At 38.6% G+C, this 24,067-nt stretch carries 29 protein-coding genes and 1 pseudogene; 29 read left to right on the top strand and 1 reads right to left on the bottom strand.

Annotated features, from left to right (window positions below; all coding sequences use genetic code 11):
- Positions 1 to 7: 7 nt before the first annotated feature.
- From MHB58_RS11760 to MHB58_RS11660, 21 genes and pseudogenes are all read left to right on the top strand, one after another.
- Positions 8 to 1,204 (top strand): acyl-CoA dehydrogenase family protein, encoded by a 1,197-nt coding sequence (locus MHB58_RS11760; protein ID WP_340735295.1) that lies wholly within the window; start codon positions 8 to 10, stop codon positions 1,202 to 1,204.
- 19 nt (positions 1,205 to 1,223) lie between these two features.
- Positions 1,224 to 2,393 carry an acyl-CoA dehydrogenase family protein gene (locus tag MHB58_RS11755; RefSeq protein WP_340735294.1) on the top strand — a complete coding sequence of 390 codons (1,170 nt, stop codon included), beginning with the start codon at positions 1,224 to 1,226 and terminating at the stop codon, positions 2,391 to 2,393.
- 215 nt (positions 2,394 to 2,608) lie between these two features.
- Entirely contained in the window at positions 2,609 to 4,030 is a 1,422-nt protein-coding gene (locus MHB58_RS11750; protein WP_340735293.1) for an MFS transporter, read from the top strand.
- A 52-nt stretch (positions 4,031 to 4,082) separates the two neighbouring features.
- The gene (locus MHB58_RS11745) at positions 4,083 to 5,405 is read left to right on the top strand and encodes an aldehyde dehydrogenase family protein (protein WP_340735292.1); all 1,323 of its coding nucleotides are present in this window, start codon (positions 4,083 to 4,085) and stop codon (positions 5,403 to 5,405) included.
- 254 nt (positions 5,406 to 5,659) lie between these two features.
- Positions 5,660 to 6,071, top strand: a pseudogene (locus tag MHB58_RS11740) (cupin domain-containing protein); the annotation flags it as partial.
- 187 nt (positions 6,072 to 6,258) lie between these two features.
- Positions 6,259 to 6,519: a metal-sensitive transcriptional regulator gene (locus MHB58_RS11735; RefSeq protein ID WP_008404135.1), complete on the top strand. Its 261-nt coding sequence runs from the start codon at positions 6,259 to 6,261 to the stop codon at positions 6,517 to 6,519.
- 51 nt (positions 6,520 to 6,570) lie between these two features.
- Entirely contained in the window at positions 6,571 to 7,047 is a 477-nt protein-coding gene (locus MHB58_RS11730; RefSeq protein ID WP_008404134.1) for a DsrE/DsrF/DrsH-like family protein, read from the top strand.
- Positions 7,048 to 7,057: 10 nt separating this feature from the next.
- A complete protein-coding gene (locus tag MHB58_RS11725; protein WP_340735291.1) occupies positions 7,058 to 7,396 on the top strand; it encodes a rhodanese-like domain-containing protein in 339 nt (112 codons plus the stop codon).
- 13 nt (positions 7,397 to 7,409) lie between these two features.
- Positions 7,410 to 7,706: a rhodanese-like domain-containing protein gene (locus MHB58_RS11720; RefSeq protein WP_340735290.1), complete on the top strand. Its 297-nt coding sequence runs from the start codon at positions 7,410 to 7,412 to the stop codon at positions 7,704 to 7,706.
- Positions 7,707 to 7,746: 40 nt separating this feature from the next.
- Positions 7,747 to 8,307, top strand: a complete 561-nt coding sequence (locus MHB58_RS11715) for a sulfurtransferase TusA family protein (protein WP_014823535.1) — start codon at positions 7,747 to 7,749, stop codon at positions 8,305 to 8,307.
- A gap of 1 nt (position 8,308) precedes the next feature.
- Positions 8,309 to 8,704 carry a DsrE/DsrF/DrsH-like family protein gene (locus tag MHB58_RS11710; RefSeq protein WP_008404130.1) on the top strand — a complete coding sequence of 132 codons (396 nt, stop codon included), beginning with the start codon at positions 8,309 to 8,311 and terminating at the stop codon, positions 8,702 to 8,704.
- A 45-nt stretch (positions 8,705 to 8,749) separates the two neighbouring features.
- Positions 8,750 to 9,877: an MBL fold metallo-hydrolase gene (locus MHB58_RS11705; protein WP_340735289.1), complete on the top strand. Its 1,128-nt coding sequence runs from the start codon at positions 8,750 to 8,752 to the stop codon at positions 9,875 to 9,877.
- Between the two features lie 123 nt (positions 9,878 to 10,000).
- Entirely contained in the window at positions 10,001 to 10,228 is a 228-nt protein-coding gene (locus MHB58_RS11700; protein WP_008404128.1) for a sulfurtransferase TusA family protein, read from the top strand.
- A gap of 148 nt (positions 10,229 to 10,376) precedes the next feature.
- Entirely contained in the window at positions 10,377 to 11,162 is a 786-nt protein-coding gene (locus MHB58_RS11695; RefSeq protein WP_008404126.1) for a sulfite exporter TauE/SafE family protein, read from the top strand.
- A gap of 164 nt (positions 11,163 to 11,326) precedes the next feature.
- Positions 11,327 to 12,982, top strand: a complete 1,656-nt coding sequence (locus tag MHB58_RS11690; protein ID WP_340735288.1) for an alkaline phosphatase — start codon at positions 11,327 to 11,329, stop codon at positions 12,980 to 12,982.
- A gap of 134 nt (positions 12,983 to 13,116) precedes the next feature.
- Positions 13,117 to 13,629 carry a GNAT family N-acetyltransferase gene (locus MHB58_RS11685; RefSeq protein WP_340735287.1) on the top strand — a complete coding sequence of 171 codons (513 nt, stop codon included), beginning with the start codon at positions 13,117 to 13,119 and terminating at the stop codon, positions 13,627 to 13,629.
- A gap of 26 nt (positions 13,630 to 13,655) precedes the next feature.
- Positions 13,656 to 14,225 (top strand): dihydrofolate reductase family protein, encoded by a 570-nt coding sequence (locus tag MHB58_RS11680; RefSeq protein ID WP_340735286.1) that lies wholly within the window; start codon positions 13,656 to 13,658, stop codon positions 14,223 to 14,225.
- A 186-nt stretch (positions 14,226 to 14,411) separates the two neighbouring features.
- Entirely contained in the window at positions 14,412 to 14,729 is a 318-nt protein-coding gene (locus MHB58_RS11675; protein ID WP_014823541.1) for a hypothetical protein, read from the top strand.
- 66 nt (positions 14,730 to 14,795) lie between these two features.
- Positions 14,796 to 15,206 carry a hypothetical protein gene (locus tag MHB58_RS11670; protein ID WP_339262208.1) on the top strand — a complete coding sequence of 137 codons (411 nt, stop codon included), beginning with the start codon at positions 14,796 to 14,798 and terminating at the stop codon, positions 15,204 to 15,206.
- Between the two features lie 396 nt (positions 15,207 to 15,602).
- The gene (locus MHB58_RS11665) at positions 15,603 to 15,746 is read left to right on the top strand and encodes a hypothetical protein (protein WP_008404118.1); all 144 of its coding nucleotides are present in this window, start codon (positions 15,603 to 15,605) and stop codon (positions 15,744 to 15,746) included.
- A 186-nt stretch (positions 15,747 to 15,932) separates the two neighbouring features.
- Positions 15,933 to 16,412 carry a GNAT family N-acetyltransferase gene (locus MHB58_RS11660; RefSeq protein WP_014823543.1) on the top strand — a complete coding sequence of 160 codons (480 nt, stop codon included), beginning with the start codon at positions 15,933 to 15,935 and terminating at the stop codon, positions 16,410 to 16,412.
- 90 nt (positions 16,413 to 16,502) lie between these two features.
- Here the strand turns inward: MHB58_RS11660 and MHB58_RS11655 are convergent, their stop codons facing one another.
- The gene (locus MHB58_RS11655) at positions 16,503 to 16,928 is read right to left on the bottom strand and encodes a hypothetical protein (RefSeq protein ID WP_014823544.1); all 426 of its coding nucleotides are present in this window, start codon (positions 16,926 to 16,928) and stop codon (positions 16,503 to 16,505) included.
- 245 nt (positions 16,929 to 17,173) lie between these two features.
- Between MHB58_RS11655 and MHB58_RS11650 the strand changes: the two genes are divergently transcribed.
- The 8 genes from MHB58_RS11650 (at position 17,174) to MHB58_RS11615 (ending at position 23,993) form a co-directional block, all read left to right on the top strand.
- A complete protein-coding gene (locus tag MHB58_RS11650; RefSeq protein WP_340735285.1) occupies positions 17,174 to 18,790 on the top strand; it encodes a thiamine pyrophosphate-binding protein in 1,617 nt (538 codons plus the stop codon).
- Positions 18,791 to 18,965: 175 nt separating this feature from the next.
- On the top strand, positions 18,966 to 19,859 hold the full coding sequence (locus tag MHB58_RS11645) for an SDR family oxidoreductase (RefSeq protein WP_014823546.1): 894 nt from the start codon (positions 18,966 to 18,968) through the stop codon (positions 19,857 to 19,859).
- A 272-nt stretch (positions 19,860 to 20,131) separates the two neighbouring features.
- A complete protein-coding gene (locus tag MHB58_RS11640) occupies positions 20,132 to 20,587 on the top strand; it encodes a LytTR family DNA-binding domain-containing protein (protein WP_340735284.1) in 456 nt (151 codons plus the stop codon).
- On the top strand, positions 20,584 to 20,988 hold the full coding sequence (locus MHB58_RS11635) for a DUF3021 domain-containing protein (RefSeq protein WP_340735283.1): 405 nt from the start codon (positions 20,584 to 20,586) through the stop codon (positions 20,986 to 20,988). Before MHB58_RS11640 ends, MHB58_RS11635 begins: the two co-directional genes overlap by 4 nt.
- A gap of 1 nt (position 20,989) precedes the next feature.
- Complete coding sequence (locus tag MHB58_RS11630) at positions 20,990 to 21,910, top strand: ABC transporter ATP-binding protein (RefSeq protein ID WP_340735282.1); 921 nt, start codon at positions 20,990 to 20,992, stop codon at positions 21,908 to 21,910.
- A 1-nt stretch (position 21,911) separates the two neighbouring features.
- Positions 21,912 to 22,778 (top strand): ABC transporter permease, encoded by an 867-nt coding sequence (locus MHB58_RS11625; RefSeq protein ID WP_340735281.1) that lies wholly within the window; start codon positions 21,912 to 21,914, stop codon positions 22,776 to 22,778.
- A 35-nt stretch (positions 22,779 to 22,813) separates the two neighbouring features.
- The gene (locus MHB58_RS11620; protein ID WP_340735280.1) at positions 22,814 to 23,590 is read left to right on the top strand and encodes a hypothetical protein; all 777 of its coding nucleotides are present in this window, start codon (positions 22,814 to 22,816) and stop codon (positions 23,588 to 23,590) included.
- A 199-nt stretch (positions 23,591 to 23,789) separates the two neighbouring features.
- Complete coding sequence (locus tag MHB58_RS11615) at positions 23,790 to 23,993, top strand: hypothetical protein (RefSeq protein ID WP_340735279.1); 204 nt, start codon at positions 23,790 to 23,792, stop codon at positions 23,991 to 23,993.
- Positions 23,994 to 24,067 lie beyond the last annotated feature (74 nt).

Raw genomic sequence — 24,067 nt, 5'->3', positions numbered from 1 at the left:
GATATGGATGGACTTTTCGTACACAAGTCAGGAGGAGCAGTTTCGTCTGGAGCTTCGCGAATGGCTGGAAAATAATCTGCCGGAGGGCTGGCTGGATGGCACTTTTAAAATGCCGGAAAATCAACAAGAGCTAGGCCAATTTTTACGGAATTGGCAAAGAAAACTTTCAGAGGGAAGATGGGCAGCGATTGCTTGGCCGGAAAAGCAAGGCGGCCGCAATGCGACGTTGATGGAAGAAATCATTTATCATCAGGAAATGGTTCGTGTGAAGGCACCGCCACTTGTTAACTATGTGGGCTTACATATGGTAGGTCCCACACTTATGCAGATCGGCAGCAAGGAACAGCAGGAGAAATATATATCAAAAATTATTACCGGTGAGGAAGTATGGTGCCAAGGTTATTCTGAACCAAACGCAGGCTCGGATTTGGCTGCTGTTCAAACGACAGCGGTGAAAGACGGCGATAAGTGGATAATAAATGGGCAGAAAATCTGGACAAGTTTTGCCCATTTTGCAGATCGCTGCTTTTTAGTAGCCCGAACGAGTAAGGGCGAGAAAAAGCATCATGGGATTACATGTTTTTTATTGGATATGAATCAGCCGGGCGTCGAGGTTAGACCAATTATTCAAATGGATGGAGAGCATGATTTCAATGAGGTTTATTTGAATGATGCGGTTGCCTATGAAAGTGAAATTATCGGTGCTGTCGATGATGGATGGCGTGTAACAATTGCGTTGCTCATGCATGAAAGAACGGGCATTGGTGCACAGGTGTTCTCATTGGAACAGCAATTTGATGAGCTGGTGGAACTGGCCCGCAATGTTACGGAGGATCATGTGCCTGTAATAGAAAAGCCGGATGTCCGCAAAAGACTGCTGGATTTGTATATTAAGTCGCGCGGGTCCTTGCTGAACTATTACCGCAATTTAACTAAGCAGCTAAAAGTGGGTCATCCTGGAGTGGAAGGCTCAATGGATAAACTCTTAGTCAGCGAAAATACGAAAGAACTGTTCGCAGAAGCCATTTCAATTCAGGGGCACCAAGGGCTGTTATGGAAAAAGGATGCCGTGTATGGCGACTCGTATTGGCAAAGGAATTATCTCTATGCCTTTGGTCAAACAATCGGAGGCGGTACGAGTGAAATCCAGAAAAATACAATTGCGGAGCGCATTTTAGGCCTGCCAAAGGATATTGGCAAATAAATGAGAAGAAGGTGAATAGATGGACTTTTCTTTAAGCCAGGAACAGGAAATGTTTCGGGAATATATAAAGAAATTTTTAGGGGATATGGAACATACGAAAATTGCAAGAGATTATATTGATAACAAAACAGAGCATGTAAAAAATATTTTATCGGATTTAAAGGAATTGGGCTGGACAAAATTGAATATCCCGGAAGAATTTGAGGGAATGGGCTTAGGCCAGCTCGATTTAGTGCCGATCATGGAAGAGTTCGGCAGGGTATTGCTTCCGGGTTTACACCTTGAAACAAATGCATTGGCAGTTCCTTTGATTGAACGTTTCGGAACGAAGGAGCAGAAGCAGTATTTTTTAAAGGAAATAGCCGATTCGGATTTAAATTTAACGGTGGCATGGTTAGAGCCAGGTGGCAGCTATAAAGAGCAGGGAATCCGGCTTTCTGGTGAAGTGAGTCAGGGGCAGATTATTTTAAATGGTGTGAAAACACAGGTGCCAGATTTAGAGCTCGCACAGCATGCTATAGTTCCGCTACGAATACACAATGAAATTACATTAATCACTGTGGATCTTAACACACCGGGAATTTCAATTACACCACAGGATAATTTTGCTGAAACGAGAAAACTGTCAATGGTTGAATTTGAACAAGTGAAAGTTTCGGCTGAAAATGTTATTGGCCAAATAGGAGATGGCTGGGGAATGTTGCAGGAGGGTTTGCTTTATTATAATGCTGCGTTATCTTCCGTAGCGGTAGGTGCAATGGAGCATATAGTGGAGATGGCCAGCGAGTACGCTAAAATCCGTGAACAATTCGGAAACCCTATCGGCAGATTCCAGGCGATTAAACATCGTCTAGCAGATATGAAATTGGATTTGGAGACTGCACGTTCACTTTCCTATTATGCAAACTGGGCAATGGAGACTTTTTCAGAAGACCGGATTGAGGCAATTTGCAGTGCGCGTATTTTTGCAACGCAGGCATTCATTCGATTGGCGTCCCATAATATCCAAATTCATGGCGGGATTGGATTCACGGAGGAAATCGATTGCCACTTATTTATAAAGCAGGCTAAATACTACGAAAATTATTTAGGAAGCATTGATCAATATTACGATCTGGCAATTAATGCTTTAAATTGGACCAGTCAAAATTCTGTCCAAACAGAGCAACCTATTATGGCGCATAAATAGAGGATGATATATATAGAGAGTGATTTGCGTTTAAATATTTGAAATATTTAAATCAAGTCGCTCTCTATTTTAATGAAACTCAGAAAATTAGTCCGAATCTATAGTAAAGACGTCTGATCCGACGACACAACATTGTTTTAGTTCGGGCTATTTGTTTAATTGAGCGGAAAGTTTAGTCTAACAAAATAATCAAAATCAAAGAGGTGATTTTGTTCATGTTAAAAACGTCTAAAACTGTTGAGTCGCTAACATATAAACAAAAGGTTCTATTAATGGTTGGGGTCTTTATGTGTATAGAATTGGGGCTTATGGTTTCCTCCCAGTTCTCAGTCGCGTTGCCTAAAATTATTGATGATATTGGCGGCATCGAATTTTACTCGCTCGTATTCACTGTAAATTTGACTGTAAGTGCAATAATGACGCCAATAGTGGGAAAAATGAGTGATATTTATGGACGCAGACAAATTTTGATTATCGGTATTTTAGTTATCTTAGTCTCGGAAATAATAACACCTTTGTTGGTATCAAATATTTACCATTTAATGATTTTCCGAGCGATACAGGGCTTGGGCGGCGCACTTGCGGCTGTAGTTGGTCTAATCGTCATCAGCGATATATTTGATTTGGAGAACAGGGCGAAGTTTTTAGGGTTTTATGGGGCATTAAATGCCATTACAGCTATAGTCGCACCTACATTGGGTGGAATATTTGTACAGTATATGTCCTGGCACTGGGTATTTTATTCGATTGCTCCAATTGGAGTGATCGGCTTGTATTTAGTCGTTAAATATATGCCGAATATTCCGAGGACAGAAAATGCAAAACTTGATTATAAGGGAATAAGTATTTTAAGTGCAGCTATTTTAGTTTTTGTTGCGATTACAACATTTGGCGGCTCAAGAATTCCTTGGCTATCTGTCCCGATGTTCGTGCTGGTAACCGTCTTTGTATTGTCGATTTTCGGTTTTATTACTAGCCAAAAGAAAGTTGCACATCCGATCGTGCCATTACGGTTATTTAAATATCGGGTTTTTGTCGTTTGCATGTTAAGTGTTTTTGCCGTTATGTTTGCCGCAACCGGGCTAATTTTTTTATTGCCGATGTTCTTACAAAATTTATTTGGTTTTACACCAACTGAAACAGGCTTATTTATGACGTTTCGAGGGACGACTTCCTTCATATTTGCTGCAATGAGCGGATTCCTTGTTGTAAAATTGAAGGATTTCAAATTGGTTGCAATCATTGCGATGGTTATTTTTGCTTCTATGATTTTCACGTTAACGTTCTTTACAACATCTGCTTCTACATTAGCCTTAACGATTATTTGTTTAATTTGGGGAACGTCCAGCGGTGTTTTGATTTCAATTTTCCATACAGGAATTCAAATGAACTTGCCTGATAAAGATATTAGTGTTGCAATGAGTGTCATTCAGTTAGCTGTTGCAGTATCGTCGTTATTGGCAACATCTTTCCTGGGACTGTTTTTACGACTTCCAAATTTAAGTCAAGGCTTATCGTACTTACTGTTTGCATGCTTAGGCGCAGTTGTTCTTGCACTAGGAATCTTTGTCATCACATTGCAAAAGCGCAATTTGAAAATAGAGGAAGAAGAACCAGCCACAGAGCAGCTTGTTTAAATTAAAGGATTTGAAATAGGTAGGTTAAATTTTATAAAAGGGAGTGGGAAAGATGAGTTTTTCTACGATAAACAAGCTACAAAGTATTTTTGACAAGCAAAAAGGTTTTCAGTGGCAGGCACGTCAAACAACAGCACAGCAGCGTATCAAAAAACTGCTGAATTTGAAAACTGCGATTTTGACGCGTACACAGGATTTGGTAGAGGCCGCGAACAGGGATTTTGCCATGACGACTATGACAGCCGAGCAACAAATTTATTCCGTTACATCGGCGATAGATTTTACTGTTCAGCATCTGGAGCAATGGATGCAACCTGATCGGGTTGAAAATACTCAAGATGGAGAAGCCTATATTTTATATGAATCACGTGGCTGTGTTTGCATTTTCGGGACTTGGAATTCTCCGATGTCCGTAACAATTCATCCATTATTGGATGCATTGGCTGCAGGTAACTGTGTATTAATTAAACCAAGCGAGTTTAATCCTGCCTATAATCAGATATTGGAAGATATAATTGAATCGGTATTTGATGAGCAGGAGGTCGCATTCGTTCAGGGAGAAGCCGATGTTTCCGAGCAATTACTGAAGCTGCCGTTTGATCATTTCTTCTTTACGGGCAGTCCCCGTGTCGGCAAAATAGTCATGCGTGAAGCGGCCGAGCATCTGGCAACTGTAACGCTTGAGCTTGGCGGTAAATCGCCGGTTATTATCGATAAAGGGTATAATCCTTTCAAAGCGGCGCAAACAATCGTTTTCGGAAAGGTAATGATGGCTGGACAGTTTTGTATTTCACCAGATTACTTATTTGTTCATGAAGACGATTTAACAGGTTTTGCACGGGCTTTTCAGCAAATGACGCTAGGTATGCTCTATGATGAAGGTAAATTACGCACAACGGAGCGCACTCAAATTGTTAATGACGCACACTATTATCGGATTAAGGGGTTATTCGAGGATGCAATAGAAAAAGGAGCAACCGTATTAAGCGGAGGGATATTTGATGATGAAAATCGTTTAATCGAGCCGACTTTATTAGGAAATATTATACCCGACATGCGGATTGCGGATGAGGAAATCTTCGGACCGCTCACATTTGTAAAAACGTATAAGGATGTGTCAGAAGCGATTCGCCATATCCAGCAGAATCCAAAGCCTTTAGCGCTATATATCTATAGTGAGGATGAGCATTTCCAACAGCAGGTGCTCCGTACTACGTCTTCTGGCGGAGTGACGGTCAACGGAATATTTATGCACAATACGCATCTTCATTTACCATTTGGCGGTGTCAATAACTCGGGAAGCGGCAATTTCCATGGAATTCATGGTTTTAAAACGTTCTCGCATCAGCGTGCTGTTTATAAAGTTCTTTCATGACATAGAAACTAATTTATCCCTCTGTTTTCTTGTTGGGAGAAGAGATTACATGGTTAACGATAGTTTTATCGATGATTGTTGTGGAATGTATAATAATCGAAAAAAATGCGCCTGTATTAAAGGAATAAATGAAATTAATTTAAAAGAAAGTGAACGTTAACTGTAAGTTTTTCATAATCTATTTATATGGAATACATTGTAAGCTAAGGGATGAAATCAACATGAATTTTATGCCCAATATATAGTGGGATTTTGGTAACAGCATGAATGATATAACGGACTATGGCAAAAACCCATTTGTCATTATTATTCATGGAGCGACAGAGCGATAGTACGTTCCGGACCGTTTTACGGACCAGGAATCATCTGCAATTGACTGTCATAAGTTTTCATCCAGGTGAGAAACTTGGGTTGGAGATGCATCCGAATGTCGACCAGTTTCTACGGATTGAACAAGGTCAAGGAATTGTTCAAATGGGTAAAAGTATAGATAATTTAAATTTGCAATGGATCGTTTTTGATGATAGCGCCATCATCATCCCTGCTGGCACATGGCATAACTTAATCAATACCGGAAATATTCCGTTAAAGTTATATTCCATCTATGCACCACCAAATCTTCCATTTGGAACAGTGCATCCAATAAAACAATGCGGAACGACATGAGCACTAGTTTTGGAAACTTGCACAAAAGTGCGAGTTTCTTTTTGTTGACATTTATACCTGCAGGGGTATAATAAAAAGTGTGAGAAAGCTTTTCTATTCTCAACACTACTAGAAAATTAAATATTTGACATATACCCTTAGGGGTAGTATAGTTTGATTAATAAATCATTCCAAATGAGGTGAGAAAATGCAGTATGATCCAAAAGTATTGGCACGAATGAAAAAAGTCGAAGGTCAGTTACGCGGCATTTTACGGATGATGGAAGAAGAAAAGGACTGCAAAGATGTTATCACACAACTTAGTGCTGTCCGTTCTGCTGTTGACCGTACAATCGGTGTCATCGTAACGGATAATTTAGTGGAGTGTCTTTCAAAGGAAGATGCCGAAACGATGGATAAAAATGCCATGGTCAAACAGGCAGTAGATTTACTAGTAAAAAGTCGATAAGACTTTTTATTTTTGAAATACATTATACCTATAGGGGTAGGGGGACTTTCGTTGGAAAAGAAAAGAACAACAATCGTATTATTCAGCGGTGATTACGACAAGGCAATGGCTGCTTACATTATTGCAAACGGTGCGGCTGCATATGATCATGAGGTAACAATTTTTCATACCTTTTGGGGTATCAATGCATTACGAAAACAAGAACCGGTAACTGTTAAGAAAGGGTTCCTGGAAAAAATGTTCGCCAAAATGATGCCGCGCGGAGCAGAAAAACTTGGCTTATCAAAAATGCAAATGCTTGGCATGGGACCAAAAATGATCAAGCATGTAATGAATAAGCATAACGCATTAACGTTAACACAACTCGTTGAAATGGCACAGGAACAAGACATAAAACTTGTGACATGTACGATGACGATGGATTTATTGGGACTTCAAAAAGAAGAATTGCTTGATGGCATCGAATACGCCGGAGTAGCGGCCTATTTAGCGGATGCTGAAGACGGAAACGTCAACCTATTCATATAAGAGGTGACATATGGAAACAATACTAGTAATCGCCGTGATCGTGGCATTTTTAGCCTGGCGCATGAAGCCGACAAAAGGCGTCAACACGATTTCGACGACAGAACTCAAAAGTATGATCAATGACAAAGACAAATTGTTTATTGATGTACGCACACCTGCTGAGTATAAAGCGCGCAATGTGAAGCAATTTAAAAATATCCCACTTGGCTCTGATTTTTCAAAACTGCCAAAGAATAAGGAAATTGTGGTCATTTGCCAAAGCGGCATGCGTTCCAAACAAGCATGTAATCAACTGAAAAAATTAGGCTATAGCCGTGTCACGAATATGGGCGGCATGAGTGCCTATTAAGGAGGAAGAAAGAATGAAAACAATTTTACCAGAACAAGTACAAGCAAAATTAGAAGCAGGTGAAGCGGTTCATTTAATCGATGTTCGTGAAGTAACGGAAGTAGAAGCAGGTCATATTCCGGGGATTACCCATATTCCATTAGGATTACTGGAATTCCGTATGCACGAATTGGATAAGAAAACACCATACATTATGGTTTGCCGTTCAGGCGGCCGCAGCGGTCAGGCAACAGCCTTTTTGGAATCACAAGGGTTTGACGTGACGAATATGACAGGCGGTATGCTTGAATGGAATGGTGAAGTTAAGTAAGTAAAAAATTTAAATAGGATTATACCTTAGGAGGATAACGATGATTAAATCAGACGTACAACTTGATGCAAAAGGTTTAGCTTGTCCAATGCCGATTGTCAGAACAAAAAAAGCGATGAATGATGTGGCAGAAGGACAAGTGCTTGAAATTCAGGCGACAGACAAAGGCTCAGTGGCCGATTTAGCTGCATGGTCGAAAACGGTCGGTCATCAATATATCGGCTCAAATGAAGTAAATGGTGTGTTTTATCACTATATCCGAAAGTGCAATCCGGAAATCAGTGATGCAGCGGAAAAATCATTTGAACAAACAATTTCGAATGAAGATGCCGTGAAACAAGAAGGAATGATTTTGGACGTACGTGAAGCAGCGGAATACGCTTTTGGCCATATCCCGGGAGCAAAATCAATTCCTATGGGCGAATTAGCAACACGAATGAGTGAACTTGATAAAGAAGAAACAATTTATGTTATTTGCCGTACAGGAACACGCTCGGATTTGGCAGCCAAACAACTGGCTGAAGCAGGATTTACAAAAGTATACAACGTCTTGCCTGGTATGACAGGTTATGAAGGCGAATTGAAGAAAGAGGTAGAGTAATATGACAAACAAAGTAGCAATTATTGCAGCAAACGGTGGGCTTTTCGATGCTTATAAAGTATTTAATATCGCAACGGCAGCAGCAGCTTCTGAAAAAGAAGTAGCCATCTTTTTCACATTTGAAGGTCTAAATTTAATTCATAAACAAGGGATGAATGCACTTGAAATGCCTGCTGGCAAAGAACACTTTGCGGAAGGCTTTGCTAACGCAAATGTACCGGCAATCCCGCAATTAGTGGAAATGGCACAGGATTTAGGAGTGAAATTCATCGCCTGCCAAATGACGATGGACGTGATGGGTTTGACAAAAACAGATTTCGTTGATGGTATTGAAGTAGGCGGCGCCGTTACATTCCTGGATTTTGCGAAGGATGCTGCACCAACATTAACGTTTTAACAAGAAAAAATTTTAAACTAAAATATACCAATGGGGGTAATTTAAATGACAGTAACAGCATGGACAGCCGCACAAGTTGCGCGCAAAGTAATTGAAAACAAAGAGTTGTTTATTTTAGATGTTCGTAATGAAGATGCATTTAAAGACTGGAAAATCGAAGGTCACAAATTTGATTATTTAAATATTCCTTATTTTGATCTGTTGGATGGTGTAGATGAAATTTTACCACAAATTCCAACAGACAAAGACGTATTAGTTGTGTGTGCAAAAGAAGGCTCTTCTATCATGGTAGCAGAAATGTTAGCTGATGCTGGTCGTGAAGTTGGCTATTTAGAAGGCGGTATGAAGTCTTGGTCAATGTACCTTGAGCCAATTAAAGTCGGCGATCTTACAAACGGCGGAGAGTTATACCAATTCGTACGTTTAGGTAAAGGCTGTCTTTCTTACATGGCCATTTCTGAAGGCGAAGCAGCGATCATCGACGCAGTACGCTTCACAGATGTATTCACAAAGTTCGCTGAAGAAAAAGGTGTTGAGATTAAACACGTTTTCGATACACACTTGCACGCTGACCACATTTCTGGTGGTCGTCACATCGCTGCAGCTACAGGTGCAACATACTACTTACCACCGAAAGATGCAGAAGAAGTGGTATTTGACTACGCACCACTTGAAGACGGTTTAAAAGTACAATTAGGTGCTTCTGAAATCGAAGTAGGCGCACTTTATTCACCTGGTCACACAATTGGTTCAACATCATTTGTCATCGATGGTAAATATTTATTAACAGGTGACATCCTGTTCATCGATTCAATCGGTCGTCCAGACTTAGCTGGACTTGCTGAAGACTGGGTTGGTGACTTACGCGAAACATTATACTCTCGCTACCGCACATTAGCAGAAGACTTAATCGTATTACCGGCTCACTTTATGATCATTGACGAACTAAACGAAGACGGCACAGTGGCAAAACGTTTAGGCGACTTATTCGCTGAAAACCACGGTTTAAACGTGGAAGACGAAGAAGTATTCCGCTCAATGGTAACAGATAACTTACCACCACAACCGAATGCATACCAAGAAATTCGCCACGTTAACATGGGTAAAATTACACCTGATAACGACGAACAAACAGAAATGGAAATCGGTCCAAACCGTTGCGCAGTACGCTAATTTAGTTTAGCAATGAGATGTTACACCAATGCGTGCCTCACGCTCAAGAGGCACGCAACCGTGTTACACGGTAAACTTATAGATTGCTTACAACAAACAAATTTAAGAATAGAGGAATTTCAAATGAATATTACACAAACATTAGATGCAAAAGGCTTAGCATGTCCAATGCCAATCGTAAAAACGAAAAAGGCAATTGATAAAATAAACTCTGGTGAAGTACTAGAAGTTTTAGTAACAGATAAAGGCGCATTAAATGACTTCAAGGCATGGGCAGGTGCAGGCGGCCACACTATCGTAGAACAAAAAGAAGAAGCAGGCGTCCTGTACTTCTACATTCAAAAAGCATAAAAAAATAATAGCGGGTAGATGAAGCTCTACTCGCTATATCTTTATTCAGCGGGTGTATATAAACGCCCGTTGAATAAAGATATACCCCGGCCGAAGTCACAATTATTTAGCTGAGGTATAAATTGAATTTTTGAAAGAAGGAAAACATATGGAAATCGATTTATCATTTATGTATATAGCGGTCATATTCGGGCTTGGATTTATCGGCTCGTTTCTATCCGGAATGCTAGGGGTCGGCGGTTCAATCATTAAATACCCGTTGCTGCTCTATATTCCGCCAATGTTCGGTTTGGTGGCATTTACCGCACATGAAGTTTCCGGAATTAGTGCTGTACAAGTGCTATTTGCATCGCTTGCAGGGGTTTGGGCTTACCGTAAAAGCGGGTTGTTAAACAGAGAACTCATTATCTATATGGGTGTGGCGATTTTAATCGGTAGCTTCATCGGCAGTTACGGTTCAGGATTTTTGTCTGAAGATGCCGTTAATATTGTATATGGTCTATTAGCCGCCATTGCAGCTGTCATGATGTTTATACCAAAGAAAACGGTTGAAAATACAACAGAAATTACCTTCAATAAAGTATTGGCAAGCTCACTTGCACTGATTGTCGGAATCGGGTCAGGAATTGTCGGGGCAGCCGGCGGATTTTTACTCGTACCGATTATGCTGACGGTGTTAAAAATTCCAACTCGAATCACGATCGCGACAAGCTTGGCAATTACGTTCATCTCCTCGATCGGTGGTAGTGTCGGCAAAGTGATGACAGGCCAGGTAGACTATTGGCCGGCATTTATTATGATTATCGCTAGTATCATCGCTGCGCCACTTGGTGCAAAAGTCGGTCAGAAAATGAATGTAAAAATGCTGCAATGGCTGCTTGCAATTATGATTGGTGCCACGGCCATTAAAATATGGATAGATATTTTACTATAATCAATTTTTAAAGTGGTGAAGCGGCATGAGAGCTTCCCTCTTTTTTTTTTGATCTTCACAATGACTCAATATTTCTTAACAATTCTAGCATTCTAGATTTACAAATGAAATTTACAATGAAATCGAATTACAAATTAGCAGTTGCTTAGGAGGAAATTTCATTGATGAAGAACAAGAAAAAATGGTTTACATATGCACTTGCGGGGACAGTGGCAGTATCATCTCTTTCTGTCATGCAGTTCAATACTGAAGCTGAAGCGAAACAAGCAAAAAAGGAGCCAACTAATGTCATCATGCTCGTGATGGACGGTTCCAGCAATAACGCTGTATCGTTAGCTCGCTGGTACAAAGGTGAAAGTCTCGCAATGGATGAAATTTTAACAGGTGGTGTGACAACGTATTCAGCAGAATCAGCTATTACAGATTCGGCACCAGCTGGAACGGCACTTGCTACCGGCCATAAATCAAACAGCGGGTATGTAGGGGTACTGCCATCCGTAATTGATATGCCGGGCGTAGAAGGAAACCCGGACAATGCATTTACACCAGTTGCAAATGTGTTAGAAGGAGCAAAACAATTAGGCAAGGCTACAGGAATCGTGTCAACTTCTGAAATTCAGCATGCGACACCTGCCAGTTTCTCTTCACACGTAACGTCTCGCAGTAATTATGACGATATCGGAGAACAACAAGTGTATCAAAATATGGATGTGATTCTTGGCGGCGGATATGATTACTTAAAATCAGAAAACCGAAAAGATGGCGAAAATCTAGTTAGCGTAATTGAAGATAAAGGATATGACCTAATTACAACGCGTGATGAGTTACTAACGTCCAATTCCAATAAAATTTACGGTAGTTTTGCCGGCAGTTCTTTAGCGTATGATCTAGATCGTACGAAAACAAACTCAAATGAACCTTCACTGGCAGAAATGACATCAAAAGCAATCGATACGCTGAACAAAGATAAAGATGGGTTCTTCCTTATGATTGAAGGGAGTAAAATCGACTGGGCAGCTCATGCGAATGATCCAATCGGAATGGTTACGGATATTTTGTCATTCGATGATGCGGTAAATGAAGCGCTGAAATTTGCGAAAAAAGACAAGAATACGATGGTTATAGCAGTAACAGATCACGGCAACAGCGGGATTACGATTGGTAATGAAAACACGAGCTCTACATATGACAAAATTAATATATCCAATTATATAAATCCATTGAAGAAGGCAACGATGACAGTGGAAGGTGCACTAAGTCAATTAAAGCCGGACCGTTCGAATTTAGTGGAAGTAGCTAAATTATATGGACTGGATAATTTAACTGCAGAGGAAACGGCTGCCCTGAACGCAACAGAAACGAAGAAGCTTGCCGGTACATTCGTCAATCTTTTATCAAAACGTGCCGATTTAGGATACACTACTGGAGGACATACAGGCGATGACGTATTCCTGTACTCATATGGACCAAAACGCATTTCCGGACTAGTAGATAATACTGATTTAGCAAAAGAAATGGCCAACTTCATGGGCATTAAGTTAGATAAATTAACAAAAGATCTTTACGCTAACGCAGAAGCAGCACTGAATGGCAAAGGAATGACGACTACAATCGACCTTTCGGATAAGGAAAATGCGGTACTTGTAGTGAAAAAAGGCACGACTATTTTTGAAATCCCTGAAAATAAGAATGTTATCATTAAAAAAACAACGGATAAATCAGGCAAAGAGACTACAAATGAAATTCAGACAAATACAATCAGCGTATACAATGAAAGTGGTTTCTATATTTCAAAAGAAACAATCAACAAGCTTAAGTAAATGCTAAGTGAAATCCTTGCCAACTCGTGTGGTGAGGATTTTCTATTTGAAGTAATCAGAACGTTTTATTAAAAAGGTAAACAATCAAGTAATGTCGAAACTAGAAAATAGTAGTTATAAATGGGGGTAAGGGGATGCACACTGAAACCAAAAGATTATTAATACGAAAATTTAATATGGAAGATTTACAAGCGGTATATGAATATACATCCGATGCCAATGTCATGAAATATATACCTGAAGGGGTTTTTACAGAAGAAATGGCAAAAGATTTTATCGAACAAAACTTGGGGGAGGAAGCGGAGAAGTTCGCGGTCATATTGAAAGGTGAAAATACTTTGATTGGACATATATTTTTCGGTAAATATTTTGGAGATCATACTTATGAGATAGGCTGGGTATTCAATCCGAAATTTTATAATAAAGGATATGCTACTGAAGCGGCTAAAGCAATATTACAATATGCCTTTGAAGAAAAGAAGCTACATAGAGTGATCGCAACTTGTCAGCCACAAAATCCGCCTTCATATCGTGTGATGGAGAAAATTGGCATGAGAAGGGAAGGATATTTCAAGAAATGTATTCCGAACGGTGATGAGTGGTGGGATGAATACTATTACGCGATTTTGGGTGAAGAGTGGAAGTAAGCGGCATCAAAGAGGGAGAAAAAATTATGGCAGATCATACAACTAAGAGAAGAGTAATTTTAGATTTGGCAATTACTTTAGATGGATTGATTGAAGGGAAAAACGGTGAAATAGATTGGTGTATTATGGACCCGGAAATGAACTTTAACGATTTTTTGAATCAAGTAGATACGATTTTTTACGGTAGAAAAAGCTACGACTTATGGGGACAATATATTCCTGAAGAAGGGGGCTCCGGAACCGAAATAGAAATGTGGGATTTGGTTCATAGTAAAGAGAAATATGTTTTCTCCAGAACTCAAAACGGGACCGGTCATGAGGCAATATTTATAAATGATAACATCCGTGAAGAAGTGATTAAATTAAAGAACAAACCTGGTAAGGATATTTGGCTATATGGCGGAGCAAGCCTCATTACTACTTTTATCAATTTACGGCTTATTGACGAATTTAGATTATCCATTCATCCAGTCGTATTGGGAGAAGGTAAACCGCTGTTTATAGATGTTAGAGAGAGGTTAAATTTAAAAGTCGTAAATACAAGAACATTCTCTTCCGGTGTTGTACAAATCGTTTATCAATATGAGGGTAGCTAATATTTATCATAAATTACAGGTGATAGGCTAGAATCATGAAACCGTTGTTATCCTGAAATAGTCCCTTTCAATTTTATTAAATGGGCATAGTATAGAATAGTTAAGATTTAATGAAAGACCGATATTTGCTTAACATTGTATAAGAAAGTAGAATGATATTAATTACAAATTTTGGAGGTTGTTTGCTTGCAAAATATTGAACAAAGAGCGCCAAATAGGAAGCATAGTTTAATCAGCTATAGTTCACTTCTAATTGGTATTATTTGTTTCTTTATCGTCTTTGTAACACCGACAAGGTTAGCCCACACCGGAAATATGGCAGGAGATTATATTACCTATGCCATGACATTTATAGGAATTTTATTATCAATTGTGGCGCTATCGAAAGAAAAGGAGAAAAAGTTAATTCCCGTCCTTTCTCTAATTCTTTCTTCATCCCTCTTTATTTTTTGGATGTTAGCGCTATTCTTATTGTTTACAGGTTTAATGGATTTTGCTCCATAACTTAATTAAATGGCGCGGTTCTTGAACAAGAATTCGCGTCTATTTTCACAAAAGGGGATCAATCAATTGATAAAACAAATTGCGGTTATTTTGTTGTCCTTGCTATGGATAGCCGGATGTAGTGATAGCAATATTAAAAGGAATACAGAACTTGAAAAAAATCTGCATTCTTCCATTATTATGGTATCGGATAATAGTGAAAGCCATCTTTATTTAAGCACGTTTGTCGAATTTGAATGGGACAAGGCGTTTCTATTTGAACCTTATACGACCCAAGCAGATTTAGAAAAACAATTAGGCGTCAAGTTCACCGACCCAAGCAATATTGGTTCAAGAGATGATATTTACTTACTGGTCTTTGTCAATGAGGGTAAAGCAGTACAGTATGCGGTAATTGAACGTTTACATACCACTTTTTCTTTAGGCGATCAAGCGTATCTTGAGCCTTCAAATGATACTCTTTACATAGAAAGATAATGTAGGTGAGGTGAAAATCATAAAAATTAAAACATATTCGATTGGAGTCATCATTATCGGCTTAATTATCGGTGCTTTAGGCTACTTCTTATTTGTAAAAGTTTTTATCCCTAATATGATGTAATGATTTTCTATAGCAGAATAACAAAATTATGCATTCAAGCGCGCTTCAATTACAAGAAACAGCGCTTATTTGTATGATGGGAGAGTGAAAAAAGGTCTTTTGTTTTATGAATTAATCGTTTTTTAAGCGGTAAGAAAAATAGTGAAAAAATACACTTTGAAATATCTTGATAATGGGTTGCTTTCCTAAAAGAAAGGGTATATGATTTACTACAGTTTTGGATAAATAAGAAGTGAATCTTCTTCAAAATTATGTAGTAAAGGAGTGTAGTAATGGAGATTGGTGTAAAAGCAAAAAAAGAAATTAAACCTAGGCTTAAAATTAATAATGCGGATTTCTTCTGGTTTTTCTTTTTTGTTGCGCTACCTTTTATTTCTATAGTTTATTCGATCGCTGAATTTCTTTATAAGAATTGAATTCTCTTCATTCACCAAGCATTACTATACAAGGGCTTCAACCGCTAAGTGATTTTGAGATTAAATAAATATGACTAAAAAGAACATTTTTCTGATATAAGGAAAGTGTTCTTTTTTAATTTACTTAATTTGTAATATATGTATAATTATAAGTATAGATTTATATTTATTAGAAGGAGTGTTAATTTGAAAATTGAAATGAATATAGAACCAGCAAAAGCGGTTAAAGTTATCCATCAAGCGTTTAAGCGTTACGAAACGGATCCCCAACCATCCAGTGCTCTAAATGAAACGGAGGAGTCCATTTTTGCCGAGTTAAAACAAGGGACAGAAATGTTCGGGGTATACGATAACGATGAATTAATAGCACTCGTAAAATGTGTTTTAAATGATGAGTTTATGTATTTCTCAAGATTGTCTGTATTACCTACACAACAGGGGAAGGGCGTAGCAACTAATTTGGTGAAATATTTAGAACGCTACGCTATGCAAAATAATATATTTGTTTCAATATGCAAAGTTCGAAAAAATGAAAAGAATAATATCGCGCTTTATTCAAAAATGGGATATAAAATCGTGAAGGAAGAAATCATCATTAATAAAAATGGTGATGAAATCCCAACTGTTACTATGCAAAAGAATCTCCAAATACATAATATAATGTAAATATAAATTTAATAAAAAAAGAACTCGATTCCGTTTATTGGAAATCGAGTTTTATTTTTGTGTTCCATGCTGCTATAGATTACATGCTGACTAATTCTGATTATACAATTCCTTGTACAAAACATATTTTAACGCAGAAATTTCATCCTCGGTTAGCGTACCTTCCATTTCGGATACGACTTCATCAATACTCATGGAACCATTTTGAGCCTGTTCCTGGATGGCAAGTAAACGATTAATGCCTACTTTTTTTATTAACAGACGAGTTGCTTCTTCTTTCGTTTGGAAGGGAAGAGAATCGGGATCCGTAGTTGCCGCTTCGTTTACAATCTCCTGAAGCTTTGGATCTTTTGCAATATAGGATTTTACTTCCTCTTTATCTTCATCATTTAAATTAGCTTCTACTTGTTGTACGATTTTTTCGGAGGCAATATTTGTACCAAAATGCCAAACAGCATATCCGGCTGCTCCGACTATAACAAGGATTATTGCAGTAATCGTTAAAAATTTCTTCATCAAATCACTCCTGACAGTTTGAATATAGCACAACCTCAAAAAAACCACGATGAAAAGATATTTCCAAAAGTGCATTCATCATATTTTATTAATAAAACATCCCAACGCAGTATTTAGATAACTTGCATTAAAAAAAGGAAGATTAACTCGAATGATTTAGGGAAAGTTAAAAAATATGAACAAAAATATAAATTGGACTTTTTAACTGGCAGGTTAGGAAGATCTATCAAGGAGGTTCATATGTCATGGGAAAAACAGAAAGAACAGTTTCTGAATTGATGCTCGATCAATTGTATATGTTCGGTGTACGACGGATATATGGGGTAGTTGGTGATGCAACATTTGGAATCATCGATGCACTGGCGAAACAGGATAAAATTAAATACATTGCTGTAAAACATGAGTCGACAGCTGCTTTTATGGCATCTGCAGAGGCTAAATTGACTGGTGGCCTTGGTGTGTGTACCGCAACAATGGGACCAGGTGCAGCAAATCTTATAAATGGACTTGGTGATGCATATGCAGACAGAGCGCCTGTACTTGCAATCACTGGACAGGCCGAGAGCGATAAAATCGGAACGGAATATCCGCAATATATTGACCAGCAGGAGCTTGTTAAGCCTTTTGCTGCTTATTCTGCAAATCTTGCCAACCCGGATGCGACGATTGAAGTCCTGCAAAAAGCAGCGCGGACATCTCTCGGACAGAGGGTTGTTACTCATATCTCGATACCAAAGGATATTTTAATGATGCCTGCTAAAGGGGAACCGCGTCGATTACCTGACGTAATAGAAGGTACTTCCAGCTTTACTAATGAAAGTCTGAAACACGCAGCAGACATTATGAGAACGGCCAAGCGACCGATGATTCTGGCTGGTTTAGGTGCCACGTCTGTCTCAGCAGATTTGGAAAAACTGGCGGATCTATGGGGAGCCGGCATTCTTACAAGCCTGGGCGGAAAAGGTTTGTTTGATGAGTCTTCTCCACTTGTTTTACAAGGGATTGGTGAAGGCGGGAATCCTTATGCTGCTGATGTATTTAAACAGGCAGATGTAGTACTTCTTGCGGGCACGACTTGGTGGCCGGAAGGGTTTGTGCCAACGGATGCTCGAACTATTCAGATTGACCGCCAATTTGATAAGTTTGTAAAAGAAATTCCTACAGAACTTGGAATTATGGGAAAAACAGAAGAAGTTATTCCAATATTAACGGAGAGTCTGCAAGAATTTATCCGCTCTGAGGACTGGGTGGCCCATTTACAGCAAGCAAAAGAAAAATGGGCAGCTCAAAATGAGGAAGAGGGCAATACTCAAGGTTATCCTGTTCATCCTTCCCGAATTATCCGCGCCATCGACCGAACAGTAGCGCCGGATGCTATTCTCGCACTGGATACGGGGGATAATACGGTATGGACGAATCGTAACTTCAAACAAAAAGATCAATCTGTATTATTTTCCGGTTACTGGCGGACAATGGGCTTCGGTCTTCCAGCAGCGATGGCCGCCAAGCTCATCAAGCCAGAAAAACAAGTAGTGGCGATTGTAGGCGACGGAGGTCTTCAAATGGTGCTTGCAGATCTATTGACAGCAACCCGCTATGAACTGGATATTACAGTCGTTGTCTTAAATAATGAAAGTCTGCAAATGGAAAGGGATAAGCTGAAAGTTGCGAAAAAGGAAGAAGTAGGAGTGGATTTAACGAACCCTGATTTTGTGAAATTGGCAGAAGCTTGCGGTTGGAAAGGATTACGACCTGCTTCAGATACCGAGCTGGAGTCCATGATGGAAGAAGCACTTAATACGAAAGGACCTACACTGGTGGATATCAGCACAGCCCAAGTATTTTTCCCGGAAACACAATAAAAATGAGCACAATGGATTTAATCGAAGAATAAAATCTGTACCTGTTTAAAGTAAATCATACAGGGTATTTAAAAAATGTAACAATTTTTGTGAAGGAAAATCTGTTAAGCAGTTATAAACTTTTCAGGATTTATCCTTGCAATTAATGTACTAACTATATAGGAGATGATTTTTGATGGGAAACCCAAATTTAAACGATCCACGAAAAAAATTTCATACGGAGAAATTCCCGGATCAAGAACAGAGTACTCCAGCGCTACAAAATGAAATGAGTCCAAAACCTGATTGTGGAGAAAAATCATATAAAGGGCATAGTCGTCTGGAAGGGCGAAATGCATTAATTACCGGTGGCGATTCCGGAATTGGTCGTGCTGCCGCGATTGCCTATGCACGTGAAGGCGCAAATGTCGCAATTCAGTTCTTCCCTGGTGAAGAAGAAGATGCAAATGAAGTAAAAGCATTAATTGAAGAAGCCGGAACAAAAGCATTGTTGCTGCCATATGACTTGCGTGAAGATGGCGCGGCGACAGAAATGGTAAAAAAAGCAGTGGAAGCATTTGGCGGATTGGACACACTCGTCCTGAATGCTGGGCAGCAGATTGCACAGCCAACACTAAGTGATTTAACAATCAAACAAGTAGAAGATACATTCAAAGTAAACATTATCAGCATGTTCGAAGCCGTTAAAGCTGCTGAAGAGCATTTGGAACCAGGAAGTGCGATTATTACGACGACATCGGTTCAATCGTATAATCCATCCACATTTTTAATGGACTATGCTTCTACAAAAGGTGCGATTAGCAACTTTACAGTAAACCTTTCTGCGTACTTTGCTTCTAAAGGAGTACGTGTGAACGGGGTTGCGCCAGGTCCAATCTGGACACCGCTACAGTTGGATAACGGTCAACCGGATGGCAAAATTCCTGAATTTGGCCAAAATGCACCTCTTGGTCGTGCAGGACAGCCAGTAGAGCTTGCCCCAGTATATGTCCTTCTAGCATCCGATGAAGGAAGTTACATTACCGGACAGATTTACGGTGTGACAGGCGGCGAACCGATCGACTTGTAAGGGCTTGAAAATAGCTCCCGAACAACATAATATGACACTAATAAAAGCAATCTCCTGATTACTACGGGAGGTTGCTTTTTTATTTTATTTTTATAAATACTTAATTTTAAAATTAAAATTTCATTAACAATAGTTGGAAAATAATACTTATAATAAAATTGCATGATACAATCCAAATTTTACAACTTACATTCAGCTTTATACGTCTTAGCGCCAAATAAAAAATCTGTACAAAAAGAGGTGCTATACTACAAACCATGAAGGAGGGCCTTATGAAAATACATTTACATATCGAGCACCAGCTTATGGAAGTCGAAGTTCATGTGCATGCACCGGTATACAATGAGCAAGTGGCACAGCTGATGAAAAAGCTTAACCAATCAACGACTAATGATACGATTGCAGGCTATTCCAATGGTGATATTCATTTGATCAAAATGCAGGATGTGTACAGCATTTACAGCGAGCAGGGGAAAGTATTTATCCAAACGGATGAGCAGGAACTGGAAGTGAAACAAAAGCTTTATGAGCTGGAGGAACGTTTTTCATCGCAGTTGCTACGTGTCAATAAGGCGACACTTGTTCATTTTGAAAAAATTGCTTCCATCCAGTCGAAGGTACTTGGCAACCCGCAACTGACGCTCGAAAATGGAGTCACAATTCCAATAAGCCGCAATTATTTCAAAGCGTTAAAAGAGGCATTCGGGTTAGGGGGAAATAGCAAGTGAAAAATTTAATACAAAGCATCTCAATAAGTTTATGTTCATCCTATTTTATCATCATGCTCATTTCATTAAAATCTCCACATGATTACTGGTTTAGTGAAACGATTGTAAATCAGTTTTTCTATGCAGTCATTTTAGGAACTGTCATTGCAGTAGCAAATCAACTGTATAAATTGGACTGGTCAATGTTCGTTGTACTTTTAATTCATTATGCTATTACTGTAACCTCAGTCTTTATCATAGGGTATTATGGCAGCTGGTTTGATCTTGATAATGGTAAATCAGTCTTTTTATTATACGCCCGCGCTTCGGTTATTTATCTCATCGTTTGGCTGTATTATTATACCGAAGAAAAGCGTGCAATTCGAAAAATGAACAGTCAACTTCAACATCGAGGTGAGTAACATGCAAGTATTGATTGATGTCCAACAGTTAACAAAGCGGTATGGAGAAGTTGAAGCCGTAAAAGGGATAAGCTTTTCAGTGCAAAAGGGGGCATTATTCGCATTTCTTGGCAGTAATGGTGCTGGTAAATCCACAACAATTGAAATGTTATGTACGCTTTTAGAGAAAACGAGCGGAACGGTTTCAATCGATGGACATACACTTGGTAATCTGAAAGGCAATGAAGCTATCCGCAGAACGATTGGTATTGTATTTCAGGAAAGTATTTTAGATCATCAATTGACGGTGAAGGAAAATATTCTGCATCGCGGCCGTTTTTATCGTTTACCGAAGGCAATATTACAGGAAAATTATGATTTTGTGCAGCAGTATTTACAGCTTGCAGACATCGAACATCAAAAATACGGTTCGCTTTCAGGTGGACAGCGTCGCAGAGCAGATATTGCGCGGGCAATTATTCATAAGCCCAAGCTGTTATTTTTAGATGAGCCCACGACGGGACTCGATCCATTCACACGACAATTTGTGTGGGCTACTATCGACCGATTGCGTAAGGAAGTAGGCATGACGATATTTTTGACAACACATTATATGGAAGAGGCAGCAAATGCAGATGATATTGTCATTATGAAAAATGGTGAAATTATTGCACAAGGAACACCGAATGAATTGAAAGCACTTTATGCAAAGGACTTTTTGCAATTTGTTTTAAAAGCTTCTATTGCAATTGAAGATGTAACCGCTATTTTGCCTATGCTACCTGAAAAGCATCAAGATGGGTGGAAGGTGGAAGTGTCGTCAACAATTTCCACGATTCCAATTTTGGCTCAACTCGAACCCTATATTGCATCATTTGAAGTAATAAAAGGTTCGCTCGACCAAGTATTTATCGAAACGAATGAATCGCGGGAGGAGAAATAATATGATGACGAGCTTAATTGTACGTAATAATAAAATTTTCTTCCGTGACAGAATGCTCGTTTTTTTCTCACTGCTGTCTGTCTTGATTTCAATTGGATTATTTATTGTCTTTTTGCAGAAGCTGCAACTCGATGCCATTCGTCAGGTTATTGAAGTGACACCGGCAGTTGAACTAGTTGTAAGTGAATGGATGATTGCTGGTATTTTAACAATGACAGCCATGACATCAACATTAGCTGTATTTGCAATATTCGTTAGTGATCTGGAATCCAAGCGTACAGCGGATTTTCTTGTTACCTCCGCATCCCGGTATTCGATTCAGCTAAGCTATGTTATTAGCTCGGTCATGATCGGGTTTATCATGACCACTATTGCATTCATTGTATGTGAAGTATATTTATTGACGCTTGGTGCAGAATTGCCGAGTGTTTGGAAGCTGATGCAATTTTTCGGAGTGATTATACTTGGTGTGTTGCTGAGCGCAATGATTAATTTAGTGATCGTACTATTGGCGAAATCAGCTAAAGCATTTTCCACTGTAAATTCATTGGTTGGTACACTAATTGGCTTTTTATGCGCAGTCTATGTTCCCATGGGGGTACTGCCGAAAGCAATCCAAATGGTCATTCATTTATTTCCTGTCAGTCACGTCGCTGTATTATTACGTCAGCTATTGATGGAAGATTCTTTGAATACGGTGTTTGGAAATGCAAATGAGGCAATGGATTCCTACATGCTAACTTACGGAGTTGTTTACGAAATAAATAGCAGTGTTTTAGGGACACAATCAAGTGTATTGTATATTTGCATTTCAATTTTTGGTATAGCTATTTTTGCAGCAGTTTTATTCCGATTGCAGTATAAGTAACTATTTAAATTTAAAAAAAGAGGTGAGAAATTCAAATGCAGGCTTCAGAAAACATACTAAAGATTTGGAATCAATTTAAGCACTTTCCTATGGAAACACTTACAAAAGCTTGGTATGCAAAACAAGACCCATTAAAATATCAACGCTCAGTTGAGCTTATGAAAGAACATTATAAACAATATAAGATTACAGGGAACTGTTTTGATTTAGCAATTTGGCTCTTGGATGAATTTAAACGAAATAATATTGAAGCGTATGCAATCGGTCATCATTTATTTACTGAAGACGCTCATATAGCTGTTATAGCAGTAGACGAAAAAAAGTATAAATATTTATGTGACTTAGGGGATCAATGGATTCAGCCTATTCGTGTAGACAAAAATAGTCCATTCTCTCATTTAGAGGAGTGCATAGGATTTTTTCCAGGTGCCAAGATTCAAGTACAACACCAAGGTTATGATGAAATTGAAATTTTATATAAACGGCCAAATGGAAAAATTTCTAAGCAAGTCTTTAATTTGAATGCAATTGATGAAAAGCAATTATTAGAAGCCGCTGAATTCTCGCAAAGATTGATTAAACCTTATCCACTTCTTGAAAGTAGACAGTATGAAAATGAAATAACTCACTGGGAATTTTATAACTTCAGAAGTTATTCATCTTCAATGAACGGTTTATTAGAAGATGCGAAACAAAGGACAGTAGCTGAGTGGGCAACTATAATACATGAAAAAACAAATTATAACTTTGAGATTCTCTTAGAAGTATTAAGCTACTATATGGAATTACAAAATTTAAAATTAAAATCTTAATCTAAATAAACGTTTAAAATTTCACTATTAAATCATTAGGTGGAGTCATTGAAAAATATTAGTCGGATTTTCCTTTGGTAATTATGAATTCATATAGTATAAAGTTGTAATAGAGTGCTTTTCTTGAGTAAGAAAAGTGCTTTATTAATTTAAAGGCCATATTATTTATAACATTCAGTGCAGTAAGAAAGGGTATCATATGAGAAAAAATCAATTATATTATCTTATTTTCCCTATTACTTATTTTATTTTTGTAACAGCTGGTCAATATTTTGCTAATGGTAATATTAAATGGGAGAAAAATTTATCTCTTACAGTAATTGCTCTTATTGTTCTCTGTTTATCATTAGCAATTAATAATTGGGCGAAAACCCCACATGTTTGGAAAAGAAAAGATAGATGATTAATTTGCCTTCAACTCCTTTTAAAGTGGGTAATTCTGATGAGGGTCTTACGAGTCTATGAAGTGTTGCCAAA

It is taken from the genome of Solibacillus sp. FSL K6-1554, from assembly GCF_038005185.1.
Taxonomy (GTDB): domain Bacteria; phylum Bacillota; class Bacilli; order Bacillales_A; family Planococcaceae; genus Solibacillus; species Solibacillus silvestris.
Note: the sequence above shows the minus strand (reverse complement) of the source record. Positions and strands in the feature narration are given on the sequence as shown.

Coding starts and splice junctions, on each gene's coding strand:
- MHB58_RS11700 (WP_008404128.1), top strand. CDS start 10,001: ATGAATATTACACAAACATTAGATGCAAAAGGCTTAGCATGTCCAATG.
- MHB58_RS11720 (WP_340735290.1), top strand. CDS start 7,410: ATGAAAACAATTTTACCAGAACAAGTACAAGCAAAATTAGAAGCAGGT.
- MHB58_RS11650 (WP_340735285.1), top strand. CDS start 17,174: ATGGGAAAAACAGAAAGAACAGTTTCTGAATTGATGCTCGATCAATTG.
- MHB58_RS11755 (WP_340735294.1), top strand. CDS start 1,224: ATGGACTTTTCTTTAAGCCAGGAACAGGAAATGTTTCGGGAATATATA.
- MHB58_RS11680 (WP_340735286.1), top strand. CDS start 13,656: ATGGCAGATCATACAACTAAGAGAAGAGTAATTTTAGATTTGGCAATT.
- MHB58_RS11695 (WP_008404126.1), top strand. CDS start 10,377: ATGGAAATCGATTTATCATTTATGTATATAGCGGTCATATTCGGGCTT.
- MHB58_RS11625 (WP_340735281.1), top strand. CDS start 21,912: ATGATGACGAGCTTAATTGTACGTAATAATAAAATTTTCTTCCGTGAC.
- MHB58_RS11715 (WP_014823535.1), top strand. CDS start 7,747: ATGATTAAATCAGACGTACAACTTGATGCAAAAGGTTTAGCTTGTCCA.
- MHB58_RS11630 (WP_340735282.1), top strand. CDS start 20,990: ATGCAAGTATTGATTGATGTCCAACAGTTAACAAAGCGGTATGGAGAA.
- MHB58_RS11645 (WP_014823546.1), top strand. CDS start 18,966: ATGGGAAACCCAAATTTAAACGATCCACGAAAAAAATTTCATACGGAG.
- MHB58_RS11690 (WP_340735288.1), top strand. CDS start 11,327: ATGAAGAACAAGAAAAAATGGTTTACATATGCACTTGCGGGGACAGTG.
- MHB58_RS11615 (WP_340735279.1), top strand. CDS start 23,790: ATGAGAAAAAATCAATTATATTATCTTATTTTCCCTATTACTTATTTT.
- MHB58_RS11640 (WP_340735284.1), top strand. CDS start 20,132: ATGAAAATACATTTACATATCGAGCACCAGCTTATGGAAGTCGAAGTT.
- MHB58_RS11665 (WP_008404118.1), top strand. CDS start 15,603: ATGGAGATTGGTGTAAAAGCAAAAAAAGAAATTAAACCTAGGCTTAAA.
- MHB58_RS11685 (WP_340735287.1), top strand. CDS start 13,117: ATGCACACTGAAACCAAAAGATTATTAATACGAAAATTTAATATGGAA.
- MHB58_RS11760 (WP_340735295.1), top strand. CDS start 8: ATGGACTTTTCGTACACAAGTCAGGAGGAGCAGTTTCGTCTGGAGCTT.
- MHB58_RS11620 (WP_340735280.1), top strand. CDS start 22,814: ATGCAGGCTTCAGAAAACATACTAAAGATTTGGAATCAATTTAAGCAC.
- MHB58_RS11750 (WP_340735293.1), top strand. CDS start 2,609: ATGTTAAAAACGTCTAAAACTGTTGAGTCGCTAACATATAAACAAAAG.
- MHB58_RS11705 (WP_340735289.1), top strand. CDS start 8,750: ATGACAGTAACAGCATGGACAGCCGCACAAGTTGCGCGCAAAGTAATT.
- MHB58_RS11745 (WP_340735292.1), top strand. CDS start 4,083: ATGAGTTTTTCTACGATAAACAAGCTACAAAGTATTTTTGACAAGCAA.
- MHB58_RS11725 (WP_340735291.1), top strand. CDS start 7,058: ATGGAAACAATACTAGTAATCGCCGTGATCGTGGCATTTTTAGCCTGG.
- MHB58_RS11710 (WP_008404130.1), top strand. CDS start 8,309: ATGACAAACAAAGTAGCAATTATTGCAGCAAACGGTGGGCTTTTCGAT.
- MHB58_RS11735 (WP_008404135.1), top strand. CDS start 6,259: ATGCAGTATGATCCAAAAGTATTGGCACGAATGAAAAAAGTCGAAGGT.
- MHB58_RS11655 (WP_014823544.1), bottom strand. CDS start 16,928: ATGAAGAAATTTTTAACGATTACTGCAATAATCCTTGTTATAGTCGGA.